The 24300-nt window shown below is 70.5% G+C and carries 22 protein-coding genes; 14 read left to right on the forward strand and 8 right to left on the reverse strand.

The window, feature by feature from the left end; genetic code table 11:
- Positions 1–80 precede the first annotated feature (80 nt).
- Both groL and shbA read left to right on the forward strand, forming a co-directional pair.
- Positions 81–1688, forward strand: coding sequence for a chaperonin GroEL (gene groL / locus ACYVBN_RS17295; RefSeq protein ID WP_440282147.1), 1608 nt, complete (start codon positions 81–83; stop codon positions 1686–1688).
- Between the two features lie 306 nt (positions 1689–1994).
- Positions 1995–2573, forward strand: coding sequence for an RNA polymerase sigma factor ShbA (shbA, locus tag ACYVBN_RS17300; protein WP_440282159.1), 579 nt, complete (start codon positions 1995–1997; stop codon positions 2571–2573).
- Between the two features lie 151 nt (positions 2574–2724).
- On the opposite strand, the gene ACYVBN_RS17305 is transcribed toward shbA, so the two are convergent.
- Positions 2725–3240, reverse strand: coding sequence for a hypothetical protein (locus ACYVBN_RS17305; RefSeq protein WP_460601590.1), 516 nt, complete (start codon positions 3238–3240; stop codon positions 2725–2727).
- A 9-nt stretch (positions 3241–3249) separates the two neighbouring features.
- Positions 3250–3396, reverse strand: coding sequence for a hypothetical protein (locus ACYVBN_RS17310; protein ID WP_460601591.1), 147 nt, complete (start codon positions 3394–3396; stop codon positions 3250–3252).
- A gap of 103 nt (positions 3397–3499) precedes the next feature.
- On the opposite strand from ACYVBN_RS17310, the gene guaB reads away from it, so the two are divergent.
- Positions 3500–5059 (forward strand): IMP dehydrogenase, encoded by a 1560-nt coding sequence (gene guaB, locus ACYVBN_RS17315; RefSeq protein WP_460601592.1) that lies wholly within the window; start codon positions 3500–3502, stop codon positions 5057–5059.
- 59 nt (positions 5060–5118) lie between these two features.
- Here guaB and ACYVBN_RS17320 read toward each other — a convergent pair whose 3' ends face one another.
- Positions 5119–6648 (reverse strand): fatty acyl-CoA synthetase, encoded by a 1530-nt coding sequence (locus ACYVBN_RS17320; RefSeq protein ID WP_460601593.1) that lies wholly within the window; start codon positions 6646–6648, stop codon positions 5119–5121.
- Between the two features lie 105 nt (positions 6649–6753).
- On the opposite strand from ACYVBN_RS17320, the gene ACYVBN_RS17325 reads away from it, so the two are divergent.
- The 8 genes from ACYVBN_RS17325 to ACYVBN_RS17360 all read left to right on the forward strand — a co-directional run bounded on the left by ACYVBN_RS17325 (position 6754) and on the right by ACYVBN_RS17360 (position 16740).
- Positions 6754–8175, forward strand: coding sequence for an MFS transporter (locus ACYVBN_RS17325; RefSeq protein ID WP_460601594.1), 1422 nt, complete (start codon positions 6754–6756; stop codon positions 8173–8175).
- A 9-nt stretch (positions 8176–8184) separates the two neighbouring features.
- A complete protein-coding gene (locus ACYVBN_RS17330; RefSeq protein ID WP_440282141.1) occupies positions 8185–9306 on the forward strand; it encodes a GuaB3 family IMP dehydrogenase-related protein in 1122 nt (373 codons plus the stop codon).
- Between the two features lie 104 nt (positions 9307–9410).
- Positions 9411–11030: a succinate-semialdehyde dehydrogenase (NADP(+)) gene (locus tag ACYVBN_RS17335; protein ID WP_460601595.1), complete on the forward strand. Its 1620-nt coding sequence runs from the start codon at positions 9411–9413 to the stop codon at positions 11028–11030.
- A 74-nt stretch (positions 11031–11104) separates the two neighbouring features.
- Positions 11105–12847, forward strand: a complete 1743-nt coding sequence (locus ACYVBN_RS17340) for a GMC family oxidoreductase (protein ID WP_460601596.1) — start codon at positions 11105–11107, stop codon at positions 12845–12847.
- A 163-nt stretch (positions 12848–13010) separates the two neighbouring features.
- On the forward strand, positions 13011–13808 hold the full coding sequence (locus ACYVBN_RS17345; RefSeq protein WP_460601597.1) for an SURF1 family protein: 798 nt from the start codon (positions 13011–13013) through the stop codon (positions 13806–13808).
- The gene (locus ACYVBN_RS17350) at positions 13801–14175 is read left to right on the forward strand and encodes a DUF3817 domain-containing protein (protein WP_460601598.1); all 375 of its coding nucleotides are present in this window, start codon (positions 13801–13803) and stop codon (positions 14173–14175) included. Before ACYVBN_RS17345 ends, ACYVBN_RS17350 begins: the two co-directional genes overlap by 8 nt.
- Positions 14176–14209: 34 nt before the next feature.
- Entirely contained in the window at positions 14210–15787 is a 1578-nt protein-coding gene (gene guaA, locus ACYVBN_RS17355) for a glutamine-hydrolyzing GMP synthase (RefSeq protein WP_460601599.1), read from the forward strand.
- A 71-nt stretch (positions 15788–15858) separates the two neighbouring features.
- Positions 15859–16740, forward strand: a complete 882-nt coding sequence (locus ACYVBN_RS17360) for a phosphatase PAP2 family protein (RefSeq protein WP_460601600.1) — start codon at positions 15859–15861, stop codon at positions 16738–16740.
- Here the strand turns inward: ACYVBN_RS17360 and ACYVBN_RS17365 are convergent.
- Entirely contained in the window at positions 16737–17888 is a 1152-nt protein-coding gene (locus tag ACYVBN_RS17365) for a lysylphosphatidylglycerol synthase transmembrane domain-containing protein (RefSeq protein ID WP_460601601.1), read from the reverse strand. The two genes, ACYVBN_RS17360 and ACYVBN_RS17365, sit on opposite strands and share 4 nt — an antisense overlap.
- A complete protein-coding gene (locus tag ACYVBN_RS17370) occupies positions 17885–18688 on the reverse strand; it encodes a PIG-L deacetylase family protein (protein ID WP_460601602.1) in 804 nt (267 codons plus the stop codon). The genes ACYVBN_RS17365 and ACYVBN_RS17370 overlap by 4 nt, the downstream gene beginning before the upstream one ends.
- A gap of 69 nt (positions 18689–18757) precedes the next feature.
- On the opposite strand from ACYVBN_RS17370, the gene ACYVBN_RS17375 reads away from it, so the two are divergent.
- The gene (locus ACYVBN_RS17375; RefSeq protein WP_460601603.1) at positions 18758–19900 is read left to right on the forward strand and encodes a glycosyltransferase family 4 protein; all 1143 of its coding nucleotides are present in this window, start codon (positions 18758–18760) and stop codon (positions 19898–19900) included.
- 19 nt (positions 19901–19919) lie between these two features.
- Here ACYVBN_RS17375 and ACYVBN_RS17380 read toward each other — a convergent pair whose 3' ends face one another.
- Entirely contained in the window at positions 19920–20177 is a 258-nt protein-coding gene (locus ACYVBN_RS17380) for a hypothetical protein (protein ID WP_460601604.1), read from the reverse strand.
- A 3-nt stretch (positions 20178–20180) separates the two neighbouring features.
- Positions 20181–21542: a PspC domain-containing protein gene (locus ACYVBN_RS17385; RefSeq protein WP_460601605.1), complete on the reverse strand. Its 1362-nt coding sequence runs from the start codon at positions 21540–21542 to the stop codon at positions 20181–20183.
- 125 nt (positions 21543–21667) lie between these two features.
- Here ACYVBN_RS17385 and ACYVBN_RS17390 point away from each other — a divergent pair, with 125 nt between their 5' ends.
- Positions 21668–22945 (forward strand): ATP-binding protein, encoded by a 1278-nt coding sequence (locus ACYVBN_RS17390; protein WP_460601606.1) that lies wholly within the window; start codon positions 21668–21670, stop codon positions 22943–22945.
- Positions 22945–23607, forward strand: coding sequence for a transcriptional regulator (locus ACYVBN_RS17395; protein WP_460601607.1), 663 nt, complete (start codon positions 22945–22947; stop codon positions 23605–23607). Before ACYVBN_RS17390 ends, ACYVBN_RS17395 begins: the two co-directional genes overlap by 1 nt.
- A gap of 36 nt (positions 23608–23643) precedes the next feature.
- On the opposite strand, the gene ACYVBN_RS17400 is transcribed toward ACYVBN_RS17395, so the two are convergent.
- On the reverse strand, positions 23644–24300 hold the full coding sequence (locus ACYVBN_RS17400; protein ID WP_460601608.1) for a DedA family protein: 657 nt from the start codon (positions 24298–24300) through the stop codon (positions 23644–23646).

Below are 24300 nucleotides of genomic sequence, written 5' to 3' on the forward strand. Positions count from 1 at the left end.
GTGCGTATGACGCGCCCTAGCCCGCCATCAGGTAGGGCTAGGGCATCGTCATACGCTCCCCGATAGACGAAAGGCCAACCATGGCAAAGGAACTGGAGTTCAACGACTCCGCGCGCAAGGCGCTCGAGCGGGGCGTCGACGCCCTCGCCAACGCCGTCAAGGTGACGCTCGGTCCCAAGGGCCGCAACGTCGTCATCGACAAGAAGTGGGGCGCCCCGACCATCACCAACGATGGCGTGACCATCGCCCGTGAGGTCGAGCTGGAGGACTCCTACGAGAACCTCGGCGCGCAGCTGGCGAAGGAAGTCGCCACCAAGACCAACGACATCGCCGGTGACGGCACCACCACCGCGACCGTGCTGGCCCAGGCCATGGTCCGCGAGGGCCTGCGCAACGTCGCCGCGGGCGCCGGCCCGGCCGCGCTCAAGCGCGGCATCGACAAGGCCGTCGACGCGATCAGCGAGCAGCTGCTCGCCGACGCTCGCGAGCTGGAGGGCAAGGAAGAGATCTCCCAGGTCGCCGCTCTGTCCGCGCAGGACCAGACGATCGGCGGCCTGATCGCCGAGGCCTTCGACAAGGTCGGCAAGGACGGTGTCATCACCGTCGAGGAGTCCTCCACCGCCGAGACCGCGCTGGAGTTCACCGAGGGCATGCAGTTCGACAAGGGCTACATCTCTCCCTACTTCGTCACCGACACCGAGCGCATGGAGGCCGTCCTCGAGGACGCCTACGTGCTGATCAACCAGGGCAAGATCTCGGCGATCGCCGACGTCCTGCCGCTGCTGGAGAAGGTCGTCCAGGCCGGCAAGCCGCTGCTGATCATCGCCGAGGACATCGACGGCGAGGCACTGTCCACCCTGGTGGTCAACAAGATCCGCGGCACCTTCAACGTCGTCGCGGTGAAGGCGCCGGGCTTCGGCGACCGCCGCAAGGCCATGCTGCAGGACATCGCCATCCTCACCGGTGGTCAGGTCATTGCCGAGGAGGTCGGCCTCAAGCTCGACCAGGTCGACCTGGACATGCTGGGTCAGGCCCGTCGGGTCGTCGTCACCAAGGACACCGCCACGATCGTCGACGGTCAGGGCGACGCCGAGGCCGTCGGTGGCCGCGTCAAGGAGCTCAAGGCGGAGATCGAGCGCACCGACTCCGACTGGGACCGCGAGAAGCTGCAGGAGCGCCTGGCCAAGCTGGCCGGCGGTGTCTGCGTCATCCAGGTCGGCGCCCACACCGAGGTGGAGCTCAAGGAGAAGAAGCACCGCATCGAGGACGCCATCTCGGCGACCCGCGCGGCCATCGAGGAGGGCATCGTCGCCGGCGGTGGCTCGGCCCTGGTGCACGCCTCGAGCGTCGTGCAGAAGCTGGACCTGGAAGGTGACGAGGCCACCGGTGCCGCGCTCATCGCCAAGGCCACCGTCGAGCCGCTGCGCTGGATCGCCGAGAACGCCGGCCTGGAGGGCTACGTCGCCGTGGCCCGCGTGCAGGAGCAGCCGGTGGGCAGCGGCCTCAACGCCGCCACCGGCGAGTACGGCGACCTGATCAAGCAGGGCGTCATCGACCCGGTGAAGGTCACCCGCTCCGCACTGCGCAACGCCGCGTCGATCGCGTCGATGGTCCTGACCACCGACACCCTCGTCGTGGACAAGAAGGAGGACGAGGAGCCCGAGGCCGGCCACGGCCACGGTCACTGACCTCGATCCACGTCCCGGTCGCCGACCGGGGAGTGCGACACGACGGTGCCCGGACGAAGCAAGCGCTTCGCCCGGGCACCGCTCGCGTTGTGCTGCGACTTCATCGCAGAAGCTGCCGAATTCCCGGTGGGGTGGGCGGGAGCGGTCGGGACGACCTACCCTGAGAGGAGCCCCGCGGTCGCGGGGCGTTCGGCAACCGGACGTTGGGACGACGTGAGCTCGGGGACTCCACGATCCACTGCCGGCCAGGAGATTCCGGCCGGAGCCTTCCACGCTGCCCCCGTAACATTTTCCCGGCCCGTGCCGATGTCACCGTCGGACGCGCACACTCCGTTGCGCGACCTGGCAGCGGCTGCGCGAGAGGGAGATGCGGCCGCCACCAATGAGCTGATGGCAGCCGTGCACCAGCTGGCCGTGCGTTACGCGCGGGGCAAGCTGGGGCGCTTCTCGGCTGCCGCCGATGCCGCGGCCGATGCGGCGCAGGAGGTGTGCGTGGCCGTGCTCACCGCCCTGCCCCGCTACGCCGACCGCGGTGCTCCGTTCGAGGCCTTCGTCTACCGCATCGCGGCCAACAAGGTCGCCGACGTGCAACGGGGCACCATCCGACGTCCCACGCCGACCGACGAGATCCCGGAGACGGTGGACCAGGCGCCGGGCCCGGAGGAGTGTGCCCTCACCGGCGAGCAGTCCACGCGTGTGTGGGCGCTGCTGGACCGGCTGTCGCCGCAGCACCGCGAGATCCTCACCCTGCGGGTCGCGGTGGGCCTGTCCGCCGAGGAGACCGCCGACGCGCTGGGCATGTCCGCCGGCGCCATACGCGTGGCGCAGCACCGCGCCCTCGGCCGGCTACGGCGATTCCTCGAGGACGAGCAGGACCAGCTGTGACTCCGAGCATCGACGACATACGCCGCGACGACGAATTGCTGGACGCGCTCGGCGGACGCAAACCGCCGCGCCGGCGGGACGCCGCCGGCGACGCGCTCAGCCAGTGGGTGTCCGACATCGACGCACCCGACCGCCCGGCGGCCGCCGGGCGTTATGCCCGCTCCCGGCGAGGCCCGGCACGGGTCGGCGTCGTCGCGGCCGTCACCGTCGCGGCCCTGTCCATCTCCGGTGTGGCGGCCGCCGTGGGCGGAGTGCCGGCGATCTCGCGGGTCGTGGCGCAGATGGGTTTCGTGCACCGCAGCGCCGACTTCGGTTCGGGCGCCGCCGGGCCCACCAGCACCGACGAGGCCCTGCCCACCGCCGTGTCCACGGCTGCACCACCCCCCGGCAGCGCCTCCGCCACCAGCAGCGCCGTCCCCTCGGTCACCGTCAGCGAGCGGGTGCTGCCCGGCGCGATCATGCCGCCGGCGCACCCCCCGGGCCGCAGCGCGACCCCGAAGTGGCCGATCAGCACCTCCGCCGGCTCGCCGTCGTCGACCACGTCCGGCTCGTCCTCGAGCGTGTCGAGCCCTTCCGGCTCCTCGAGTTCGTCGACGTCGTCGGGTTCGTCCAGCGCTTCGTCGAGCGCCACCCCGACTCGGCCCTCGTCCACTTCCAGCACGAGCACGCAGCCGACCTACCCGCCACCCGCGCCGCCGCGTCCGCCGTCGGGCACCTCGTCCACCTCCTCGAGCACTCCGTCGACGAGCACTCGGCCGCCGAGCGCCTCGAGCACCCCGCCGACGTTGTCCTCCACCACCTCGCCCGGCACGACGTCGGGCACGCCGCGCGCGACGTCTCCGAGCAGCGGGTCGTCCAGTGCCGCCGGCGGCGGTGGTCGCTGACCTTCTGTGTCGGCTGCGCGGGCGGCCTTCTACACTTTGAAAATGGCATTCGAGGAGTCGCCCGCACCCGTTCCATCATCCGATCCTTCGACTCATGCTTCCTCTGAGGTCCCGGCCAAGTTCGGTCAGCTCGGGCTGACCTACGACGACGTGCTGCTGCTGCCCGGCGAGACCGACGTCATCCCCAGCGAAGTCGACACGACCAGCAGGCTCACCCGCGAGATCAGCCTGCGCGTGCCCCTGGTGTCAGCCGCGATGGACACCGTCACCGAGGCCCGGATGGCGATCGCGATGGCCCGGCAGGGCGGCATCGGTGTGCTGCACCGCAACCTGTCCATCGCCGATCAGGCCGAGCAGGTCGACCTGGTCAAGCGCACCCAGACCGGCATCATTTCCAACCCGGTCACCATCGGCCCCGACGCAACGCTGGAGGAGCTGGACGAGACCTGCGGTCGCTACCGCGTGTCCGGTCTGCCCGTGGTCGACCTCGACAACCGACTGATCGGCATCATCACCAACCGCGACCTGCGGTTCACCCCGGTGGCGGAGTGGGCGACCACCAAGGTCTCGGAGGTGATGACCTCCGCGCCGCTGGTCACCGGCCCGGTCGGCATCAGTCGGGAGGACGCCACGGCGCTGCTGCGACAGCACAAGCGCGAGCGGCTGCCGCTGGTCGACGACAACGGCAAGCTGGCCGGCCTCATCACCGTCAAGGACTTCGTGAAGTCCGAGCAGTTCCCCTACGCCTCCTACGACGCCGACGGGCGACTGCTGGTCGCGGCGGCGATCGGTTACTTCGGCGATGCGTGGGAGCGCGCGACCACTCTGGTGGAGGCGGGCGTGGACGTGCTGGTGCCCGATGTGGCCAACGGTCACGCGCGCCTGATGCTGGACATGATCCGCAAGCTGAAGTCGGACCCGGCGACCAGGCACGTGCAGATCCTCGGCGGCAACGTCGCCACGCGCGAGGGTGCTGCGGCGCTCGTCGAGGCGGGCGTCGACGGCGTCAAGGTCGGCGTCGGCCCTGGCTCGATCTGCACCACGCGCGTCGTCGCCGGCGTGGGCGTCCCACAGGTGACCGCCATCCACGAGGCCTCCCTGGCCTGCAAGCCGGCCGGCGTCCCACTCGTCGGAGACGGTGGTCTGCAGTTCTCCGGTGACATCGCCAAAGCCCTTGTGGCCGGCGCTGATTCGGTGATGCTGGGCTCGCTGCTCGCCGGCTGCGAGGAATCCCCGGGCGACCTGATGCTGGTCGCGGGCAAGCAGTTCAAGACCTACCGGGGGATGGGCTCGCTGGGCGCGATGGCCTCCCGCGGCAAGAAGTCGTTCTCCAAGGACCGCTACTTCCAGGCCGACGTGGCCAGCGACGACGAGATCGTGCCCGAGGGCATCGAGGGCCGCGTGCCCTACCGCGGACCGCTCGGCAACGTGATCCACCAGCTGGTCGGCGGGCTGCACCAGTCGATGTTCTACGTCGGCGCCAACACCGTGCCGGAGCTCCAGGAGCGCGGCCGGTTCGTGCGCATCACGACGGCCGGCCTCAAGGAGTCCCACCCGCACGACGTCCAGGGCATCGTCGAGGCCCCCAACTACTCCCGCTGACCCGTCGCCCGCTCCTGCTGCGCCGCTACGGGGAGCCTCTCGGCGGACAGGCCGGGCGGTCAGCCGGCGGCAGTGTCGCGCAGCTCCCGCTTGAGGATCTTGCCCGAGGCGTTGCGCGGCAGGTCGTCGACGAACTCGATCCGCTTGGGCACCTTGAACGGCGCGAGCCCGCTGCGCGCGTGCGCCAGCAGTTCCTCGGCGGTGACGTCTCCCTTGGCGACGACGTATGCCGTCACCATCTCGATCCACTTCTCGTCCGGCACGCCGACCACCGCGACCTCGGCCACTGCCGAATGGGTGTAGAGGATGTCCTCGATCTCCCGGGACGCCACCATGACGCCGCCGGTGTTGATGACGTCCTTGATGCGGTCGACGACGAAGACGTATCCGTCTGCGTCCCGGCGGACCAGGTCGCCGGAGTGGAACCAGCCGCCGTCGAATGCAGCCGTCGACGCCTCCGGCTTGTCCCAGTAGCCGTTGCACAGCTGCGGTGACCGGTAGACGATCTCGCCGAGTTCCCCCGTCGGCACGTCGTTGCCGTCGCCGTCCACGACCCGCGCCTGCACGAAGAGCACCGGCCGGCCGGCGCTGTCCGGCCGCTCGGCGTGCTCGTCGGGGCCGAGAACCGTTGCCAATGGACCGATCTCGGACTGCCCGAAGCAGTTGTAGAAGCCGAGGCCGGGTGAACGCTCCTGCAGCCGGCGCAGGATCGGCCCCGGCATGATCGACGCGCCGTAGTAGGCGCGGCGCAACTCACCGAGGCCGAGTCGCGCAAAGTCCGGATGGTTGGCCAGCGCCACCCACAGGGTCGGCGCGGCGAAGAATGCGCGGTGGCCGTCGGCAGACAGTCGCCGGAGGATGTCGTCCGGCGCCGGGACCTCGAGGATGGTGCTGCTGCTGCCGACCATGAGACCGGGCAGCACGAAGACGTGCATCTGCGCCGAGTGGTAGAGCGGCATGACGTGGAGCGTCTCGTCGTCCGCGGCGAAGTCGAGAGCGTGCACGCAACTGACGTATTCGCTGACCAGTGCCCGGTGCGTCATCACCGCGCCCTTCGGGGCGGACGTCGTGCCCGAGGTGTAGAGCAGTTGCACGACGGTGTCGTCGCTGGACCCTGAAAACACCTGCGGCGTCTTCGGATCCGAGGCTCCGGACATGGAGATCTGCAGCAACGAGTCGTCCCCGCGCAGTGGCAGCACGATGGCCGGTGCGTGCTCGATGTCCGCGAGCCGCTCGCGCAGGCTCGGATCGACCATGACGGCCGAACTGCCGGACTGCTCGAGCAGATAGTCGAGTTCGCGTGCGACCAGGTTGTAGTTGATCGGCACGTGGACCAGTCCGGCGCGGGAGCAGGCGAGGAAGCCCACGACATACACGTCGGAGTTCTTGCCGTATGCCGCGACGCGCGCACCGGGCTCGAGCCCGAGCGACCGCAAGTGAGCCGCGACGGCGTCGACGGCGCGGTCGAGTTCGGCATACGACCAGGTGCGGTCCTCGAAACGCAGCGCGGTCCGATCGCCGAAACGGCTCGCGGACCTGCGGACGATGTCGTCGACGGTGTTGCTCTGCGCGCTCGCGAAGTCGTTCATCGGCCCACTTCAGCACAGAAGACACCATGGCGGCGGCGTTTCGGGAAGTCGAAGGCGGCCGGGCGAAGTTGCCCTCAAGGCCGGTTGAGGTTCTAGCGTTCCCCTGTGACCGACGATCCGTGGACGCCCATCCGCCGGATGACGCTGGCCGGTGTCGTGCTGTTGGAGTTGCTGGTCGCGTTCGAGCAGATCGCGGTGGCGACCGCTATGCCGACCGCCGCGCGGCAGCTGGACGGTCTGGCGATCTACCCGGTGGCGTTCGCGGTGCCGCTCGCGGCGGCGGTGCTGGCCATGGTCGTCGCCGGCCCGTGGGCGGACTCGAGCGGACCACGGCTGGTGATCCTGACCGGGGTCGCCCTCTTCGTCGCAGGTCTGCTGGTGGCCGGGTCCGCGCAGTCGATGACGATGCTCGTCCTCGGCCGAACGGTGCAGAGCGTCGGCGGCGGGTTCGACGCGGTCGCGCTCTACGTGCTGATCGCCATGGCGTTCCCGGACGAGTTGCGACCGCGCGTCTTCATGGCCACCTCCGCCGCCTGGGTCGCGCCGTCGCTCTTCGGCCCGCCACTGGCCGGATTCCTGGCGACCAGTGTGTCGTGGCGGTGGGTCTTCTTCGTCGGCGCTGCGTTCGCCATACCCGGCATGACGCTGTTGCTTCCGGCAATGAACCGGCAGCCGGCGATCCGACGTGCCCGGGAGGCGTCCGCGTCGGTGCGCCGGCGCTTCGTCGTCGCCACCGGTGCGGCCATGGGGGCGGTCGCCCTGTCGCTTGCGGCGGATCGGCCGGCCGCCGTCACCGCTGCCCTGGTCGTCGTCGGTCTCGTCCTCCTGGCGGTCGCCGTGCCCCGGCTCGTGCCGCACGGCACCTTGCGCGGCCGCCCCGGCATACCGTCGGTGGTCGCGACGCGTGCCATGCTCGGCTCCGCGTTCGTCGGTGCCGAGGTCTTCCTGCCGCTGATGCTCACCCGCCAGCACGGCATGGATGCGACCGCGGCAGGCCTGGTGCTGACGGTGGGGGCGGTGTCGTGGAGCTGCGCTGCCTGGTTCGCCGGCCGCCGTACCGCACACGAGCAGCAGCGGCGACTGGCGCGAATCGGCCTGCTACTGCTCACGATCGGCATCGCCGGTGCGGTGTCCGCCGCGTGGCCGGGCACACCTTCCTGGATCCTGTATGCCGCTTGGCTCGTCGGCGGCGGAGGCATCGGGCTGGCGTATTCGCCGCTGACGGTCCTGCTGATGAGCATGTCGCCGTCGGCCGAGCAGGGCCGTAACGCGTCGTCGCTGCAGACCGCGGAGATGCTGACGACGTCCGTGGTGCTGGCAGTCTCGGCGGTCGTCTTCGGCGGGCTGACCCCGCACTCGCACATCGCGGCCTTCGCCGGCGGCCTGGCGCTCGCGGCCGTGGCCGCCGCTCTCGGCATCGTGATGTCGCGTCGGTTGGCACCACCGTCGGCCGACCGTGCGAGCAACAGTCGGCGTGCGCACGATGGCCGTGCGGCCGGACGTCCCGCAGGGAACGCCGGCCGGTAGCCTGCTGCCGTGACTGAGATCGAGATCGGCCGAGGCAAGCGGGGCCGCCGCGCATACTCCTTCGACGACATCGCGATCGTGCCGTCGCGGCGCACGCGCGACCCGCAGGACGTGTCCGTCGGGTGGCAGATTGACGCCTATCACTTCGAGTTGCCGGTCGTCGCGGCACCGATGGACTCGGTGATGAGCCCGGCATCGGCGATCGAGCTCGGCAAGCTCGGCGGCCTGCCGGTCCTCGACCTCGAAGGGCTGTGGACGCGTTACGAGAGCCCGGAGCCGCTGCTGCGCGAGATCGCCCAGCTCGACCCGGCGCAGGCCATCTCCCGGATGCAGGAGATCTATCGCGCGCCGATCCGCCCCGATCTGATCACGTTGCGCCTGAACGAGATTCGCGAAGCGGGTGTCACCACGGCCGGCGCCCTGTCGCCGCAACGGACCCAGGAACACTGGAAGACCGTGGTCGACGCCGGAGTCGACCTGTTCGTCATCCGCGGCACCACAGTGTCGGCCGAGCACGTCAGCGGACGTGCCGAGCCGCTGAACCTCAAACGCTTCATCTACGAGCTCGACGTCCCGGTCATCGTCGGCGGCGTCGCCACCTACACCGCGGCACTGCATCTGATGCGGACCGGAGCGGCCGGTGTGCTCGTCGGCTTCGGCGGGGGAGCGGCACACACGACACGTCGGGCGCTCGGCATCCACGTGCCGATGGCCACCGCGGTCGCCGACGTCGCCGCCGCCCGGCGCGACTACATGGACGAGACCGGCGGCCGCTACGTGCACGTCATCGCCGACGGCGGCATGGGCCTGTCCGGTGACATCATCAAGGCCTTCGCGTGCGGCGCGGACGCCGTGATGCTCGGTGCGTCGCTCGCCCGATCCAGCGACGCACCCGGCGGCGGATTCCACTGGGGGAGCGAGGCGCACCACGAGGCGCTGCCCCGCGGCGAACGCGTGGAGGTCGGCACGGCGGGCACTCTCGAGCAGATCCTGCTCGGGCCCGCGCAGAGTGCCGACGGCACCACCAACCTGGTCGGCGCGCTGCGCCGGGCGATGGCCACCACCGGTTACTCCGAGCTCAAGGAGTTCCAGCGCGTCGAGACCCTCGTGGCCCCGTACCAGCGCTCGTAGGCTCCGACTCCTCGCAAGCCGGTCGGGCACCGACGCTCGCCGGCCCGACACCTTCTTGCTCACGATCCGGGCTGACACGCTGCTGCTCAGGTTACCGTTGGGTAATGACGGATCAGCTCGCCCAGGAATCAGCCGCGATCGTAAGGCCGGCAGCAGCGAACCCGCCCAGTCCCGCTCCGCACACTGTCGACCCGACGCTGCCGGCACGCCTGGCCCGCCGGGTCCGTGCCGGCGCGAACGCGGCGCCCTTCGACTGCCTCACCCCGTTCACGGGCGGCGTCATCGCGACCCTGCCGGTGTCCACCGTCGCCGACGTCGAGCGGGCGTATGCCGCAGCGCGTGAGGCCCAACCGCGGTGGGCCGCACGCTCCGTCGCCGACCGCGCCCGAGTGCTGTTGCGCTACCACGACCTGGTCCTGCGCCACCGGGACGAGTTGCTGGACCTGATCCAGCTGGAGTCGGGCAAGGCGCGCCGGCACGCCTTCGAGGAAATCCTCGACGTAGCGGGCATCTGCCGGCACTACGCCCGCAAGGCACCGGACTACCTGCGGCCGCGCAAGCACCTGGGCGCCATACCGCTGCTGACGCAGTCGACCGAGCTGCACCATCCGCGTGGCGTGATCGGCGTCGTCGGTCCCTGGAACTACCCGCTGTCGATGTCCATCACCGACGCGTTGCCCGCGCTCGTCGCCGGCAACGCGGTGGTGCTGCGCCCGGACGAGAAGGCCTCGCTGACCGCACTGCGTGCCGTCGAACTGCTGGACCAGGCCGGTCTGCCCAAGGACCTGCTGCACGTCGTGCTCGGACCGGGCCAGACCGTCGGCGAAGCCGTCCTCGACCGGGCCGACTACGTCATGTACACCGGCTCCACCAGCACCGGGCGCACGGTCGCCCAACGTGCCGCGGCCAGGCTGGTCGGCGCCTCGCTCGAACTCGGCGGCAAGAACGCCATGTATGTCGCGGACGACGCCGATCTGCGCCGCGCCGCCGAGAGCGCGGTGCGTTCCTGCTTCTCCTCCGCCGGGCAGTTGTGCATTTCAATCGAGCGACTCATCCTGCACGAGCGGATCGCCGACGACTTCCTGAAGCACTTCGTCGCCCGAGTGCGGAAGATGACCCTCGGCGCCGGACTCGAGTGGGGCGTCGACATGGGGTCGTTGATCTCCGCGCAGCAGCTGGAGCGGGTCAGCCAGCACGTCGAGGACGCCCGCGCCAAGGGGGCGACGGTGCTTGCCGGCGGTCACGCGCGCCCGGAGCTCGGCCCCTGGTTCTACGAGCCGACCGTGCTGGAAGGTGTGACCGAGGCGATGGACTGCCGCCGCGCCGAGACGTTCGGTCCGGTGGTGTCGGTCTACCGCGTCGGCAGCGACGAGGAGGCGATCGCGATGGCCAACGACACCGACTACGGCCTCAACGGGTCCGTCTGGTCCAAGGACACCCGCCGCGGCCGGCGGATCGCCGAGCGGATCCGCTGCGGCACGGTCAATGTCAACGAGGGCTACATTGCGGCCTGGGGCAGCAACGGTTCACCCATGGGCGGCATGCGGGAGTCGGGCCTCGGCCGCCGGCACGGCGCCGAAGGCATCCTGAAATACACCGAGTCGCAGAACGTCTCCGTTCAGCGCGGCACACCGTTCAAGGTCCCGCCGGGCGTCCCGGAGAAGGCGTGGGCACGCTCGATGGCGACCGGCATGCGCCTGATGAAGGGGATCCGACTGTCATGAGCGCCGACCGAGCCGAGCACACGAGCGAGGAACGAGGGAGGCGCGCAGGCGAGGGAAGAGGCGCGACAGAGAGCATGACCGAAAATGCCTCGCAGCACCACGGATTCGACCACGACGTGCTGGTCATCGGCTCCGGCTTCGGTGGCTCGGTGTCCGCACTGCGGCTGGCCGAGAAGGGGTATGACGTCCATGTCGTGGAGTCCGGACGCCGCTTCGAGGACCACGAGTTCGCCAAGACCTCGTGGAACCTCCGCAAATATCTCTGGGCGCCTCGGCTGAAGTGTTTCGGGGTGCAGCGTTATCACCAGTTGCCGGGCGTGATGATCCTGGCCGGCGCGGGTGTGGGCGGCGGGTCGCTCAACTACGCCAACACCCTCTACAAGCCGCCGGCGCATTTCTTCGCCGACCAGCAGTGGAGTGACATCACCGACTGGGACGACGAGCTGTCACCGCACTACGAGGTCGCCCGGCGGATGCTCGGCGTCGTCGACGAGAACCCCTGCCACGGCCCGGTCGAGCAGCTGATGAAGAACACGGCCGACGCCCTGGGCGTCGGGGCGACATACCGCAAGACACCGGTCGGTGTCTTCTTCGGCGAGCCCGCCAGAAAGGTGCCCGACCCGTTCTTCGGTGGAGAGGGTCCGGCGCGGACCGGGTGCACCGAATGCGGCAACTGCATGGTCGGGTGCCGGGTGGGTGCCAAGAACACCCTGATGAAGAATTACCTGGCCCTCGCCGAACGGCGCGGCGTCACCATCGAGCCGTTGCGCACCGTCGTCGACGTCGAGCCGATCGCCGGTGGCTTCCGGGTGACCACCGAGCGCACCGGCGCCTGGGTGGCCAAGGACCGACGCACCGTCACCGCCGAGCAGGTCGTGGTTGCGGCCGGGACCTGGGGCACCCAGAAGCTGCTGCACCGGATGAAGGTGAGCGGGCGGTTGCCGCGGCTGTCCGACAGCCTCGGGGAGCTCACCCGCAGCAATTCCGAGGAGCTCGGTGGCGCGGCCGCGGTCGGCGTGCCCGAGGACGTGGACCTGACGCGTGGAGTGGCGATCACCACGTCGTTCCACATCGACGAGCGCACCCACATCGAGAACGTCCGCTACGGCAAGGGCTCCAACCTGATGGGTCTCATGTCCACCTTCCTGGTCAACGGCGACAAGGGTGTCGTGGGCCGCACGGCCGAACTGTTCGGCCAGTTCGCCCGCAACCCGCTGCGCGCGGCCCGGGTGCTCGGGCCCAGATGGAGCGAGCGCACCGTCATCGCGTTGGTGATGCAGAGCATCGACAACTCGATCACCGTCAAGCCGCGTCGCCGCTTCGGGCGGATCGGTCTCACCGCGGAGCAGGGCTATGGCGAGCCGAACCCGCGCTGGATCCCTGCCGGCCACCTGGCAATTCGTGCGATGTCCGATCAGCTGAAGAAGCTGGGCAAGGTCGACGTGGTGGCGGGAGCGTGCTGGCCGGAGTTCTTCGGTATGCCGATGACCGCCCACTTCCTCGGCGGTGTGGGGATCTCCGCCGACGAGGACCACGGCGTGATCGACCCCTACCACCGGGTCTGGAACTACCCCGGTCTGCACGTGGTGGACGGCTCCGCGGTCAGCGCCAACCTCGGCGTGAACCCCTCGCTCACCATCACCGCGCAGGCCGAGCGGGCCATCGCGATGTGGCCGGCCAAGGGCGGGACGGACACCCGGCCGGAGCAGGGCTCGCCCTATCGGCGGGTCGCCGCCCCTCCCGCCCACGTGCCCGGAGTCGGACTGGGTATGCCGCAGATGCCTGTCGTCGGCGCCCATGGGCCGGCGACGAAGTAACGACAGTAGCGAGTTTGTCGCCGGAAGCTGGTCCGTCGGGCGAGGAAGTAACGACAGTAGTGAGTTGGTCGCCGGAAACTGGTCGGTCGGGCGAGGAAGTGACGACAGTAGCGAGTTGGTCGCCGGGGGTAGGGCTCCAAGGTCCGGGACGTATCCTGCAGGCGTGTTTCGTGCAGCGTTCCGGCCCCGCATGCTGGGGCTGCTGGCGCTGGCGATCCTGTTCGCCGGCGGGTGCGTCGTGGCCGGACTGTGGCAGTGGGGTGTCGCCCAGGACCGCGGGTCCAGGACGATGGGCAACGAGAGCGCCCGTCCGGTGGTCGCGCTCAACACCGAACTCCGCCCGCACGAACAGTTCCCGGCGGACGGGTCCCTGCAGCCGGTGCGCTTCTCGGGGCACTACGACGCCGGTGGCCAGGTGCTGGTCAGCGGCCGCGTGCTGCACGGCACCCACGGCTTCTGGGTCGTCACCCCGGTCGTGGTCGACGGCACGGGTGCCCGCATCGCAGTCGTGCGCGGGTTCGTCGCCGAGCCGGGCCAGGCGGGCGCTCCGGGTGCGCAGCACGTCACCGTGACCGGCGACCTGGCACCCGGCGAGGCGCCGTCCTCCGGCGATTCGCCGGCCGGTCAGCTGACCACGGTGGACCTCCCGGCGTTGCTGACCCGGTGGGGCGGCAGCATCTACAACGGCTTCGTCTTCCTGACCGGCGAGCAACCGGCGATCCATACCCCGGGCGTGCAGGCCTTCCCGCCGCCGCAGCCCGGAAGCGGCGGTCTGAGCCTGGTCAACGCCGGTTACGCGCTGCAGTGGTGGAGCTTCGCCGCGTTCGCGGTCTTCATCTACTTCCGGGAGTTGCGGCGCGAGGCGCACCCCGAGCACCGGGCCGGCCCGGCCGAGCCGGACAATCGTGCCGGGCGACACCCCGCCATACCCACTGACGAGACCGAAGGAAGCCATGTCTGAGACGCAGGTCCTCACCACCGCGGCGGGCGAGCTGCGCCCGACCGACGACCTCGCCAAGGTCGCCGGAGCGCTGAAGTTCTTCCGGGTGATGGCGGTCATCGCCGGTGTCGCCCTGCTGATCCTGTGTGTCGAGCTGATCCTGCACTACGGCTTCCACAACGAGGCGCTGGCGTGGTGGTCGCCGATCCACGGGCTGCTCTTCATGGCGTTCATGGCGTCCGTCGTCAATCTCGGCACCAAACTGCGCTGGACGTGGCTGCGCATGGGCGGTTACATCTGCACCGCGTTCGTGCCGGTGCTGTCCTTCTGGCTGGAGCGCAAGGTCAACACTGGCGTCAGCGAACTGCTGGCCGACGCCGGCGCGTGAGGCGCAGGCGCCGGCGGCCGATAGAATCGGGCACGTGACAGCGCCGCTCACCGAAAAGCCCGTTCTCGTCGTCGATTTCGGCGCCCAATACGCCCAGCTCATCGCGCGCCGGGTCCGCGAGGCCCACCTCTACAGCGAGGTCGTGCCGCACACGATGCCCACGCAGGAGATGCTGGCCAAGAACCCGGCCGCCATCGTGCTCTCCGGCGGTCCTTCCTCGGTGTATGCCGACGGCGCCCCGTCGCTGGACGCCACACTGCTCGAGGCGGGGGTGCCGGTCTTCGGCATCTGCTACGGCTTCCAGGCGATGGTGAACGCCCTGGGCGGCACGGTCGAGCACACTGGGCTGCGCGAGTACGGCGCGACCCAGGCGCAGATCGAGGACACCGCGTCGACGCTCTTCAACGGCCAGCCGCCGGAGCAGTCGGTGTGGATGAGCCACGGCGATTCCGCGTCACAGGCGCCCGAAGGCCTGCGCGTCACCGCCACCACGCCGGGTGCGGCCGTCGCCGCGATCGAGGACGACGAGCGCAAGCTGTACGGCGTGCAGTGGCACCCGGAGGTGCTGCACTCCACCTTCGGCCAGCGCGTGCTGGAGAACTTCCTGCTGCGCGGCGCCGGCCTGGCCGCGGACTGGACGCCGAAGGCGATGGTGGAGGAGCTCGTCGACGACGTCCGCTCGACGGTGGGGGACGCACGTGCCATCTGCGCGCTGTCCGGTGGTGTCGACTCCTCGGTTGCGGGCGCTCTCGTGCAACGTGCCATCGGCGACCAGCTGACCTGCGTCTTCGTCGACCACGGCCTGTTGCGCGCCGGCGAGGCCGAGCAGGTCAAGCAGGACTTCGTCGAGGCGACCGGCGTCGACCTGGTGGTCATCGACGCCGCCGACCAGTTCCTGAACGCCCTTGCCGGAGTGAGCGATCCGGAGCAGAAGCGCAAGATCATCGGCCGGGAGTTCATCCGCGTCTTCGAGCAGGCGGCGCGCGACGTCGTCACCGACCGGGGCGACGAGGAGCACCCGGTGAAGTTCCTCGTGCAGGGCACGCTCTATCCGGACGTCGTCGAGTCCGGCGGCGGCACCGGCGCCGCGAACATCAAGAGCCACCACAACGTCGGCGGGCTGCCCGACGACCTGCAGTTCACTTTGGTGGAGCCGTTGCGACTGCTCTTCAAGGACGAGGTCCGCCAGGTCGGCACCGAGCTCGGTGTCCCCGACGGCATCGTGCAGCGGCAGCCCTTCCCGGGCCCGGGGCTCGGGATCCGCATCGTCGGTGAAGTCACCCGTGAGCGTCTGAACATCCTGCGTGCCGCCGACCTCATCGCTCGCGAGGAACTGACCGCGGCGGGACTCGACGGCGAGATCTGGCAGTGCCCGGTGGTTTTGCTGGCCGACGTGCGCTCGGTCGGTGTGCAGGGCGACGGACGCACCTACGGCCACCCGATCGTGCTGCGCCCGGTCTCCTCCGAGGACGCCATGACCGCCGACTGGACCCGCCTGCCGTATGACGTGCTGGCGCGCATCTCGGGTCGGATCACCAACGAGGTCCCGGACGTCAACCGGGTCGTGCTCGACGTGACCAGCAAGCCGCCGGGCACCATCGAGTGGGAATGATCGGGCCCGCACACAGGGGCCGCACACGAGGATCGGGGGGACCGCACACGGGCGGCCGCGACGATGACGCGATGACCACCACCTGGCCGAAAGGCTCGATGAGCACCGTGCCTGACGAGCGGGCGCACACGGTGCGGCCCACGCGCCGCGGGCGCGGGCGGCTGCGCGGGCTCGCGTGGGTCCACGCCCTGGTGATGGCCGGGTGCGCCGTCCTCGGCCTGTTCGTCGTGGTGCGCTATGCGATCCATTCGGTGCGCGGCTTCCACTTCGACGACCGGATGATGCTCTCGCTCGGCACGACCCCGGCGGCGTGGTGGCGGATCCTGGACGTCCTGGGCCTGGTCACCGATGTCAGTGTCGCCCTCTGCCTGGCGGTGTGCGTCGTGGTGGCGATGCTGCAACGACGCTGGGCGGTCGCGATCTCGGCCGGCGTCCTGATCGGCGGCGCCAACATCACCACGCAGGTACTGAAATATCAGGTGCTGCATTCGGTTTCGCCGCCCAACACGCTGCCGAGCGGACACACCACCGTGGGCTTGTCCCTCGCGCTGGCGGCGGTGATCGTGGCGTCGTACCGATGGCGCCCACTGGTGACGGCCGGTGCCGCATTGGTCGCGACCTTCGTGGGGGCGGGCACCGTGTCGGCGCACTGGCACCGTCCCGGCGACGTGCTGGCCGCAGGCATGGTCTGCCTGGGCTGGGCGGCCGTCGCGCTGGCGATCGTCGGCGGTCTGCAGCGCCGTGTGCCTGTCGGGCGTCGGCCGGTGCGGTTGGCCACGGCCTCGGTGCTCGGGGTGCTGCTGGCCGGGCTCGCGGTCGTGCTCATCGGGGTGCGACCCCGGTTCGGCATCTACGACCTGCCGCTCGCGCTCTGCACGCTCGGGTTGCTCGGGGCGATGTTCGCGATCGTCGTCGGCTGGGTGTCGCAGGCCGTCGACCGCATCGTCGCCTAGGCCTTGGCCGCCGCGCCGGCCTTCGGCATCGCCCACCACGCCAGCCAGCCGAGCGCGCCGATCGGGATCTCGGCGATGTGCGTGAAGATGGCGAACACCACGACGCCCGCGCCCGCGGCGGCCGGGTTGGCGCCCCAGAAGACCAGGATCACCACCGTGCTGGCCTCGGTGAAGCCGAGACCGCCGGGCGTGAACGGGATGGCGGTCATCAACCGCCCGATCGCGTAGGCCGCGAAGAGATCGGCGACCGGCAGGTCGACGTGGACGGCCTCCATGACCCGCCAGAAGAGCAGGAACCACAGCGCGAGCTGGCCGATGACACCGAAGGACATCGGGAACCAGCCGTGTTTGGTGATGGTGCTGATCCGCGCCCGCTGGTCCAGCAGCAGGTGCTTGATGTTGAGCGGCTTGCCCTTGTTGGCCCCGCGCCGCATCCGCGCGATCAGCGGACCGATGCGCTCGTCGAGCTGGTCACCCAGCCACGCGGTCCAGGCCGGGCGGATCAGCGCGACGACGAACCCGACGAGCAGCAACAGGCCGATGACGCCTCCCCACCAGGCGCCGCGGCGCACGATCGAGGGCAACGTGTCGGTCGACTTGGACACCGCGGCGATGCCGATCAGCGGCAGGCCGACCCGGAAGAGGACGTTCCAGATGCCGCTGACGATGAGACCGGTGGAGATGTTGCGCCGGGCGAAACCCCAGGAGCGCAGCATCATGTAGGTCGAGGCCATGCCGACCGCGCCGCCGCCGGGCAGCACGTTGCTCACAGCGGACCCCGAGACGTTGATGATCGACGCCTTGAGATGGGACAGGCCGGGCAGCGCCGCCGACAGGGTGAAGGTGTAGACGGCCAGTCCGAGCAGCATGATGCCCATGCACTCCGCGCTGGCCTTGGGTCCGACCAGGCCCAGGTGATGGCCGATCTCGCCCCAGGTCGTCTTGGTGAACCAGGGGAGCGCGGCGATCATCACGGCGGCGAGCGCCATACCGAGCACGGCGTGGACGACCAGCCGCCAGCTGAACTTCGGCATGGCGGGCGGGTCGCCGTCGTCGTCGGAGGGCTGGTTGCCGGCGACGATGTCGTCGAGGGCGACGGCGTGCTCGTCGGCGCTTGCGGCCGTGGCCGTTCGCCTCGAGCTCCTCATGCCAACCCCGCAAAGATGTCGTCGCTGACCGGACCGGAATGCGCTGGATCGCGAAACCATTCCCGTCCGAAGACAACATCATAAATTGGCCGGGGGACACGGAGGAACTGCCCGAGGGTCCGGTCAGCGCCGTCGTCCGCCGCGGCCTGTGACGCGTGCGCCCGCATCGCCGCTCGCTTGGCCGGGATGTGACCCCGCACGTCGATGCGGTGGGTGATCCGGTCGCGTGCTGTGAACGCGCGCTCGTAGACCTGCGGGTCGAAGTCACCGGGCAGTGTGCGCAGCCGGGAGAGGAGCCGGACGGCGCGGGCCAGCACCTCCCGCGGTGCGGTCGCCTCGACGACCCGCGGGGTGCCGACCAGGCGGGCGGCCTCGGCGCCGACCTCGTGCACCTTGCGGTGGTCGCGATGGCCGTAGCCGCCCGCGGCGTCATACGACATCAGCACATCGGCCCCCTCCTCCCGCAGGACGCCGGCCAGCAGGCCGGCCGCGCCGGTGGCACGCACGAACCGGCGGCCGCCGGGTGGATCGGGTGGCACCTCGCCGACCATCCCGGAGTCGGCATACCCCAGATGTACGACGCGCGCCACGCCCATGGCGGCCGCGCTGCGCTGCAGCTCGTGCAGCCGGCGGGCGCCCAGCTCGGCGCGGAAGTCCTCCGACGTCAGGCCCAGTGCACCGTCCGTGGCGACCACCAGGACGACACGGTGCCCGGCAGCGGCCGACTTGGCCAGGGTGCCGGCCGTCAGCAGCGCTTCGTCATCGGGGTGTGCGTGGAACGCCACCAGAGTGCGGGACATCGGGCTCCATCCTTCCGTATGACGCCGGGCGCCGCCCAGCGGATATCCCCGCGTGGCACGCTGGATCCGATGAAGGTCGCACTGCTGTCGGACTGCTACCCGCCGAGGCTCGGCGGCATCGAGACGCAGGTGCACGGGCTCGCCCGGGCGCTGGCCGGCGCGGGTCACGCCGTGGAGGTCTTCACCATCACCCCCGAGCCGGCCGGCCGGGGCCCGGCCGACGGGTTCCCGGTGCACCGGCTCGGCCTGCGGCGGGAGCTGCCCGGCGGCCTGTTGATCAATCCGGTCGCTCGGCGGGCGCTCCGTGCAGCCTTGCGCAGCGGTGGATTCGACGTCGCACACGCGCACCTGGGGGTGCTCAGTCCGTTCGCGACCGACGGTGTGCAGGTCGCGCTGGCCGACGGCCTCCCGGTCGCGGCCACCTGGCACAGCGTCACCGGCCGGTCCGAGCCGATGATGCGCGCCCTCGGACACACCGCTCGCTGGGCCCGCCGGGGCGTCGCCCTGTCGGCGGTCTCGGCCGTGGCGGCAGCACCGGTGCAGCGAACCGCGAAGGCACCGGTCGCAGTGGTTCCCAACGGGATCGACACGTCGTTCTGGAGCGTGGGTGATCCGATCGGACGTGATCGCGGCGAGCATCGTGCCGGTGGGCTGCACGTCGTCAGTGCGATGCGGCTGACGGCGCGCAAACGGCCGCAACAACTGGTCGATCTCGTCGAGCAGGCTCGCGCCGACTCCGGGCAGGACATCGGTCTGACCGTCGCCGGCGATGGACCGCTGCGACGCCGCCTCGAGGCACGGCGGCCGCAGTGGTGCAGGCTGCCCGGCCGTCTCGAGCCGACCGCGTTGCGTGGGCTCTACCGCTGCGCGGACGTGTATGCCGCGCCGACCGTGCTGGAGGCGTTCGGGATCGCGGCGGCGGAGGCCCGGTGCTGCGGCCTGCCGGTGGTGACCCGGGCCGAGAGTGCGGTGTCGTCGCTGGTCGAACACGAATGGACCGGTCTGGTCGCGGGTGACGACCGGAAGTTCGCGGCCGCGTTGGCCCGACTGGCATCGAGTCCGCCTCTGCTGCAACATCTCTCGTCATACAGCCGCAGTGAGCGGCCGGCCCTGGGATGGGGCGACGTGTTGGCGACGGTGCTCGCGGAATACGAGCGGGCGATCCTGCTGGCCGCCGAAGGCGGGGCGAGTTCCCGGTGGCCGGACCACTGAACGCATGAGCACGGGACCCTCAGCGGTCCGGGAGCACGCGATCGAACTCGTGCTCCCGGTGCGAACGATGCACCAGCAGCGTCGCGACGGCGGCGAACAGGAAGAACACGCCCGCGGTGAAGCCCACACTGATGCCGACGACGGCCCAATCCGGATGATCGGCCAGACGCCATACGACGACGATGGTGGCCAGCACCAGCACGACGATGCCGCGCAGCACCGTCGGCAGGTGCGGGCCTCGCGGCCGCAGCACGCGCGGAGACTGTGCTTGGCTCATGGGTCACTTCTCCTTGATGGTCAGGTCGCCGACGCCGACCTCCGCCGACAGGTCGATCACCTTCGGGCCGCTGCCGACGGACACAGTGCGGCGGGTGTCGAAGCCGCCATGACCGCTGATCCGGGTGTCGCCGTCGAGCACCTCGATCTCGCCCAGATGCGCGTGGCCGTGCACGTGCACCGTCACGTCCCGCGGGACGGTGATCGTCAGCCGGCCGACGTTCACCCGGGCGTGCAGCGCGGTCCGTTGCGGCAGGTCCGTCGTGCTCAACCCGCTCAGGTCCAGCTCGCCGTCACCGACCCGCATGGTGAAGTTGTGCTGGTCGCCCGCGGTCACGGCGGTGGGGCGCCACGACTCGTCCCCGATCGCACCGGTCCACGGCATACCCTTCGGTGCCGCGACCGACAGCAGCAGTGCGCCGAGCACCGCGAGGGTCGCCAACGGGCCGAGCACACCGCCGCGACGTCCCGCCAGTCCCCCGATGACCAGCGCGAGCGCCGCGACGGCGGCTCCGGCGGCCAGGCCCACCTGCAGGGCACTGTCGCCGCGGGAGGTGCCGGCCAGCACCAACGCCGTGAAAGCGCCGGCCAGCACCGAGATTCCGAGGATTGCGAAGGTGAGGGCAGCGCCGAGCCGGCGGCGCTTGACCCGAAGCGGCGCAACCGCAGCCGCCGGCCCGAACAGGCCGTAGGGGTAGCCACCGGGTGTGCGGTAGGGCGCGCCCTTGGCCAGGTCGATGACACCCTCCCGGGCCGCTGCTCCGGCTGCCGCGGCGCGGTTGCCGACGCTCTGCGGCCGGCCCGGCTCCGCCGCGGCCGGCCGGTCGGTCGTGGGGGCGGTGCCGCGCATCCGGTCGCCCAGTCGGTCGCCCCACTGCTGGGTCGTCTCCTCCGGGCGGCGCGCCCCCGGTCCGTGGCCGTTCCAGGCCAGGAAGGCCCAGGCGAGGAAGGCCAGGCCGGCAGCCTGGCCGAACACCCCCCACCCCGAGCCGATCGACCAGAACACCCCGAAGCCGCCGAACGAAGCGACCGCCGCCACGACGCACAGGACGATCGAGGACACGTGCCCCTGCCGGACCGCCTTCTCCACGACGATCTCGCCCGTCTCGTCGGGCAGCAGCGTCCAGGCCACGAAGTATGCCGGCACGCCGATGCCGAAGAGCACCGTCGCGAGCAGGAACAACGCCCGCACGATCAGCGGGTCGACATTCCAGCGGCGGGCCAGCCCGGCGCACACGCCGCCGAACCACTTGTCCTCGGTGCCGCGCACGACGCCGATGCCACGAGCGGCGGCGAAGAGCCGGTCGAGGGCGTCGCCGTGCTGTGGGGCACGGGGCGGGTGGCCCGGGGAGGTCTGGTACGTCATACCGACCACGATGGCTGTCCTGGCGGGCGCTCGCCATGCGGGTCGACCCTGACGGTCCCCTGAGCCGTCCCCGAAAGCTGCTCGGATGGCTCGGAGCATCGCCCGTGGTGGGCCAGACTTGGGGTGTGAGCCAGACAGCCCGGAGCGACGCGGTGCCCCGCCCGCCGCTGACCCGACCCCACGAGGGCCGGTGGGTGGCCGGTGTGTGCGCCGGCGTCAGCACCCACCTCGGGATCCCGCTGGTGACGTTGCGGGCGATGACCGGTGTGTCCCTGGTCTTCCTCTTCGGCATCCCGGTCTACGTGTTCCTCTGGCTGACGATGCCGGAGTCGGACCGGCCCGCGCTGGTGACGCCCTTCGAGCGGTCCGCCGATGCGCAGGCCGGGCGGACCGGGCAGGGGCGCATCTCGATGCGGCGGCTGCTCGTGATCGGACTGCCGGTGCTGGCGGTCGGCTGCATCGCGGCGATCAGCGCGATCACCTCGGCGGCGCGGCTGTCGCTGACCATCCCGCTGCTGGTGATCGGCGTCGGTCTGGTGCTGGCCTGGTCACGGCTGGGCAGCGCCGAGCGTCGTCAGTGGATCAGCACCGCGGACCGCCGGGAGACCCGCATCCGCACGGTGATCGGCATCGTGCTGGCGTTGACCGGCCTCATCCTGTTGCTGTCCCAGGGCGGCGGGCTGACCCGGCTGCGCGACGTCGCGGTCGGGGTGGTCGTGGTGCTGCTCGGAGCGGGCATCCTCGGCGCGCCGTTCATCGCACGCTTCTTCGACACGTTGCGCAAGGAGCAGACCGAGCGCATCCGGGCGACCGAGAAGGCCGACATCGCCGCGCACCTGCACGACTCGGTGTTGCAGACCCTCGCGCTGATCCAGCGGCGCGCCGACGACCCGAAGGCGGTGCAGTTGCTCGCCCGTGCCCAGGAACGCGAACTGCGCAGCTGGCTGTATGCCGAGCAGGACCAGCCGGGCAGCACACTGGCCACCTCGGTGACCGACGCCGCCGGCGAGATCGAGACACTGCACGGCATACCGGTGGACGTGGTGGTGACCGGGGACCGGCCGATGGACGAAGCCGGCGCCGCGCTGGTGCGTGCGCTGCGGGAGGCGCTGGCCAACGCGGTGCGACACGGTGAACCTCCGGTGTCGGTCTACCTGGAGGTCGGCCCGGCGCACGCGGAGGCCTTCGTCCGCGACCACGGGCCCGGCTTCGACCCCGCGGACGTGCCCGAGGACCGGCTGGGCGTGCGCGAGTCGATCATCGGGCGGATGGACCGGCACGGCGGCGAGGCGCAGGTGCGCCGGCTGGAGGACGGCACCGAGGTGCGGCTGCGGATGCCGCTGGCGGACGCCGCCACGGCCGATGAACACAGACGGGACGACGATCAGGTGGAGGGGCAGTGATGACGACACGTGTGGTGTTGGTGGACGACCACCGGATGTTCCGGTCCGGGGTGAAGGCCGAGCTGGACGACTCGGTGACCGTCGTCGGTGAGGCACCGGACGTCGATGCCGCGATCACCGTCATCCGGCAGACCAGACCCGACGTCGTGCTGCTGGACGTGCACCTGCCCGGAGGCAACGGCAACGGGGGCTCCGACGTGGTCGCCGGCTGTCCCGGGCTGCAGACCGAGAGCGGCGAACCGGTGCGGTTCCTCGCGCTGTCGGTGTCCGACGCCGCCGACGACGTCATCTCGGTCATCCGGGCCGGTGCGCGTGGTTACGTCACCAAGACGATCAGCCCGACCGACCTGATCTCGGCGATCCACCGGGTCAAGGACGGCGATGCCGTCTTCAGCCCGCGGCTGGCCGGCTTCGTGCTGGACGCGTTCGGCGCGACCGCCGGCGAGATCGCCGAGGTCGATGAGGAACTGGACCGGCTGTCCGCCCGCGAACGCGAGGTGATGCGGTTGATCGCACGCGGCTACCAGTACAAGGAGGTCGCCAAGGAGCTGTTCATCTCGGTGAAGACCGTGGAGACACACGTCTCGTCGGTGCTGCGCAAGCTGCAGCTGTCGTCGCGGCACGAGCTGACGTCGTGGGCGATGGCGCGTCGCCTGCTGTGACGGACCGGGGATGCTCCCGCACCCCGCGCGACAGGCTCAGTCGGTCGGCTGTTGCTGTGTCTGGGCCTGTGCGCGCTGCTCGGCGAAGATCTTCACGTTGCGCTCCAGTTTGCGGCGCAGCACCGTGGAGGCGAGCAGGCCGATGACGACGGCGACACCGAGGCCGACATACGAGAAGTTCTTCAGGTATTGCTCGGCCGCCTTGCCGACGTAGTAGACCAAGTATGTCGTGCCGCCCGCCCAGCAGATGGCGCCGCTGGCGTTGGCCAGCAGGAAGCGGGGGTAGTGCATCTTGAGCGAACCGGACAACGGGCCGGCGAAGATGCGCAGCAGGGCGATGAACCGGCCGACGAAGACCGCGAGCATGCCCCACCGCTGGAAGACGTGCTCGGCGTAGTCGACCAGGTCGCGGCTGAAGTGGTGCGGGAACCGGCGCTCGAGGTAGCCGAAGAGCCGCTGGCCGTAGCGGCGGCCGATGGCGTAACCGATGCTGTCGCCGATGACGGCACCGAGCACTGCGGCGATGGCGATGCCGTGCGGGCTGACCGAGACCTCGTGGCGCGAGGACAGGATCGCCGCGGCGACCAGGATGGTCTCACCGGGAATCGGCACACCGAGGCTCTCGATACCGACCGCGAGGCCGGCGATCAGGTAGACCGCAAGAGGCGGGATCGTCGTCAGCCAGTGATCCAT

The organism is Flexivirga lutea (genome assembly GCF_054778955.1).

Excerpts from the sequence above, each read along its gene's own strand:
- guaB (WP_460601592.1), top strand. The coding sequence starts at position 3,500 with ATGGCATTCGAGGAGTCGCCCGCACCCGTTCCATCATCCGATCCTTCG.
- ACYVBN_RS17340 (WP_460601596.1), top strand. The coding sequence starts at position 11,105 with ATGACCGAAAATGCCTCGCAGCACCACGGATTCGACCACGACGTGCTG.
- ACYVBN_RS17320 (WP_460601593.1), bottom strand. The coding sequence starts at position 6,648 with ATGAACGACTTCGCGAGCGCGCAGAGCAACACCGTCGACGACATCGTC.
- ACYVBN_RS17350 (WP_460601598.1), top strand. The coding sequence starts at position 13,801 with ATGTCTGAGACGCAGGTCCTCACCACCGCGGCGGGCGAGCTGCGCCCG.
- groL (WP_440282147.1), top strand. The coding sequence starts at position 81 with ATGGCAAAGGAACTGGAGTTCAACGACTCCGCGCGCAAGGCGCTCGAG.
- ACYVBN_RS17335 (WP_460601595.1), top strand. The coding sequence starts at position 9,411 with ATGACGGATCAGCTCGCCCAGGAATCAGCCGCGATCGTAAGGCCGGCA.
- ACYVBN_RS17370 (WP_460601602.1), bottom strand. The coding sequence starts at position 18,688 with ATGTCCCGCACTCTGGTGGCGTTCCACGCACACCCCGATGACGAAGCG.
- ACYVBN_RS17395 (WP_460601607.1), top strand. The coding sequence starts at position 22,945 with ATGACGACACGTGTGGTGTTGGTGGACGACCACCGGATGTTCCGGTCC.
- ACYVBN_RS17375 (WP_460601603.1), top strand. The coding sequence starts at position 18,758 with ATGAAGGTCGCACTGCTGTCGGACTGCTACCCGCCGAGGCTCGGCGGC.
- ACYVBN_RS17380 (WP_460601604.1), bottom strand. The coding sequence starts at position 20,177 with ATGAGCCAAGCACAGTCTCCGCGCGTGCTGCGGCCGCGAGGCCCGCAC.
- shbA (WP_440282159.1), top strand. The coding sequence starts at position 1,995 with ATGTCACCGTCGGACGCGCACACTCCGTTGCGCGACCTGGCAGCGGCT.
- ACYVBN_RS17365 (WP_460601601.1), bottom strand. The coding sequence starts at position 17,888 with ATGAGGAGCTCGAGGCGAACGGCCACGGCCGCAAGCGCCGACGAGCAC.
- ACYVBN_RS17360 (WP_460601600.1), top strand. The coding sequence starts at position 15,859 with ATGACCACCACCTGGCCGAAAGGCTCGATGAGCACCGTGCCTGACGAG.
- ACYVBN_RS17385 (WP_460601605.1), bottom strand. The coding sequence starts at position 21,542 with ATGACGTACCAGACCTCCCCGGGCCACCCGCCCCGTGCCCCACAGCAC.
- ACYVBN_RS17400 (WP_460601608.1), bottom strand. The coding sequence starts at position 24,300 with ATGGATCACTGGCTGACGACGATCCCGCCTCTTGCGGTCTACCTGATC.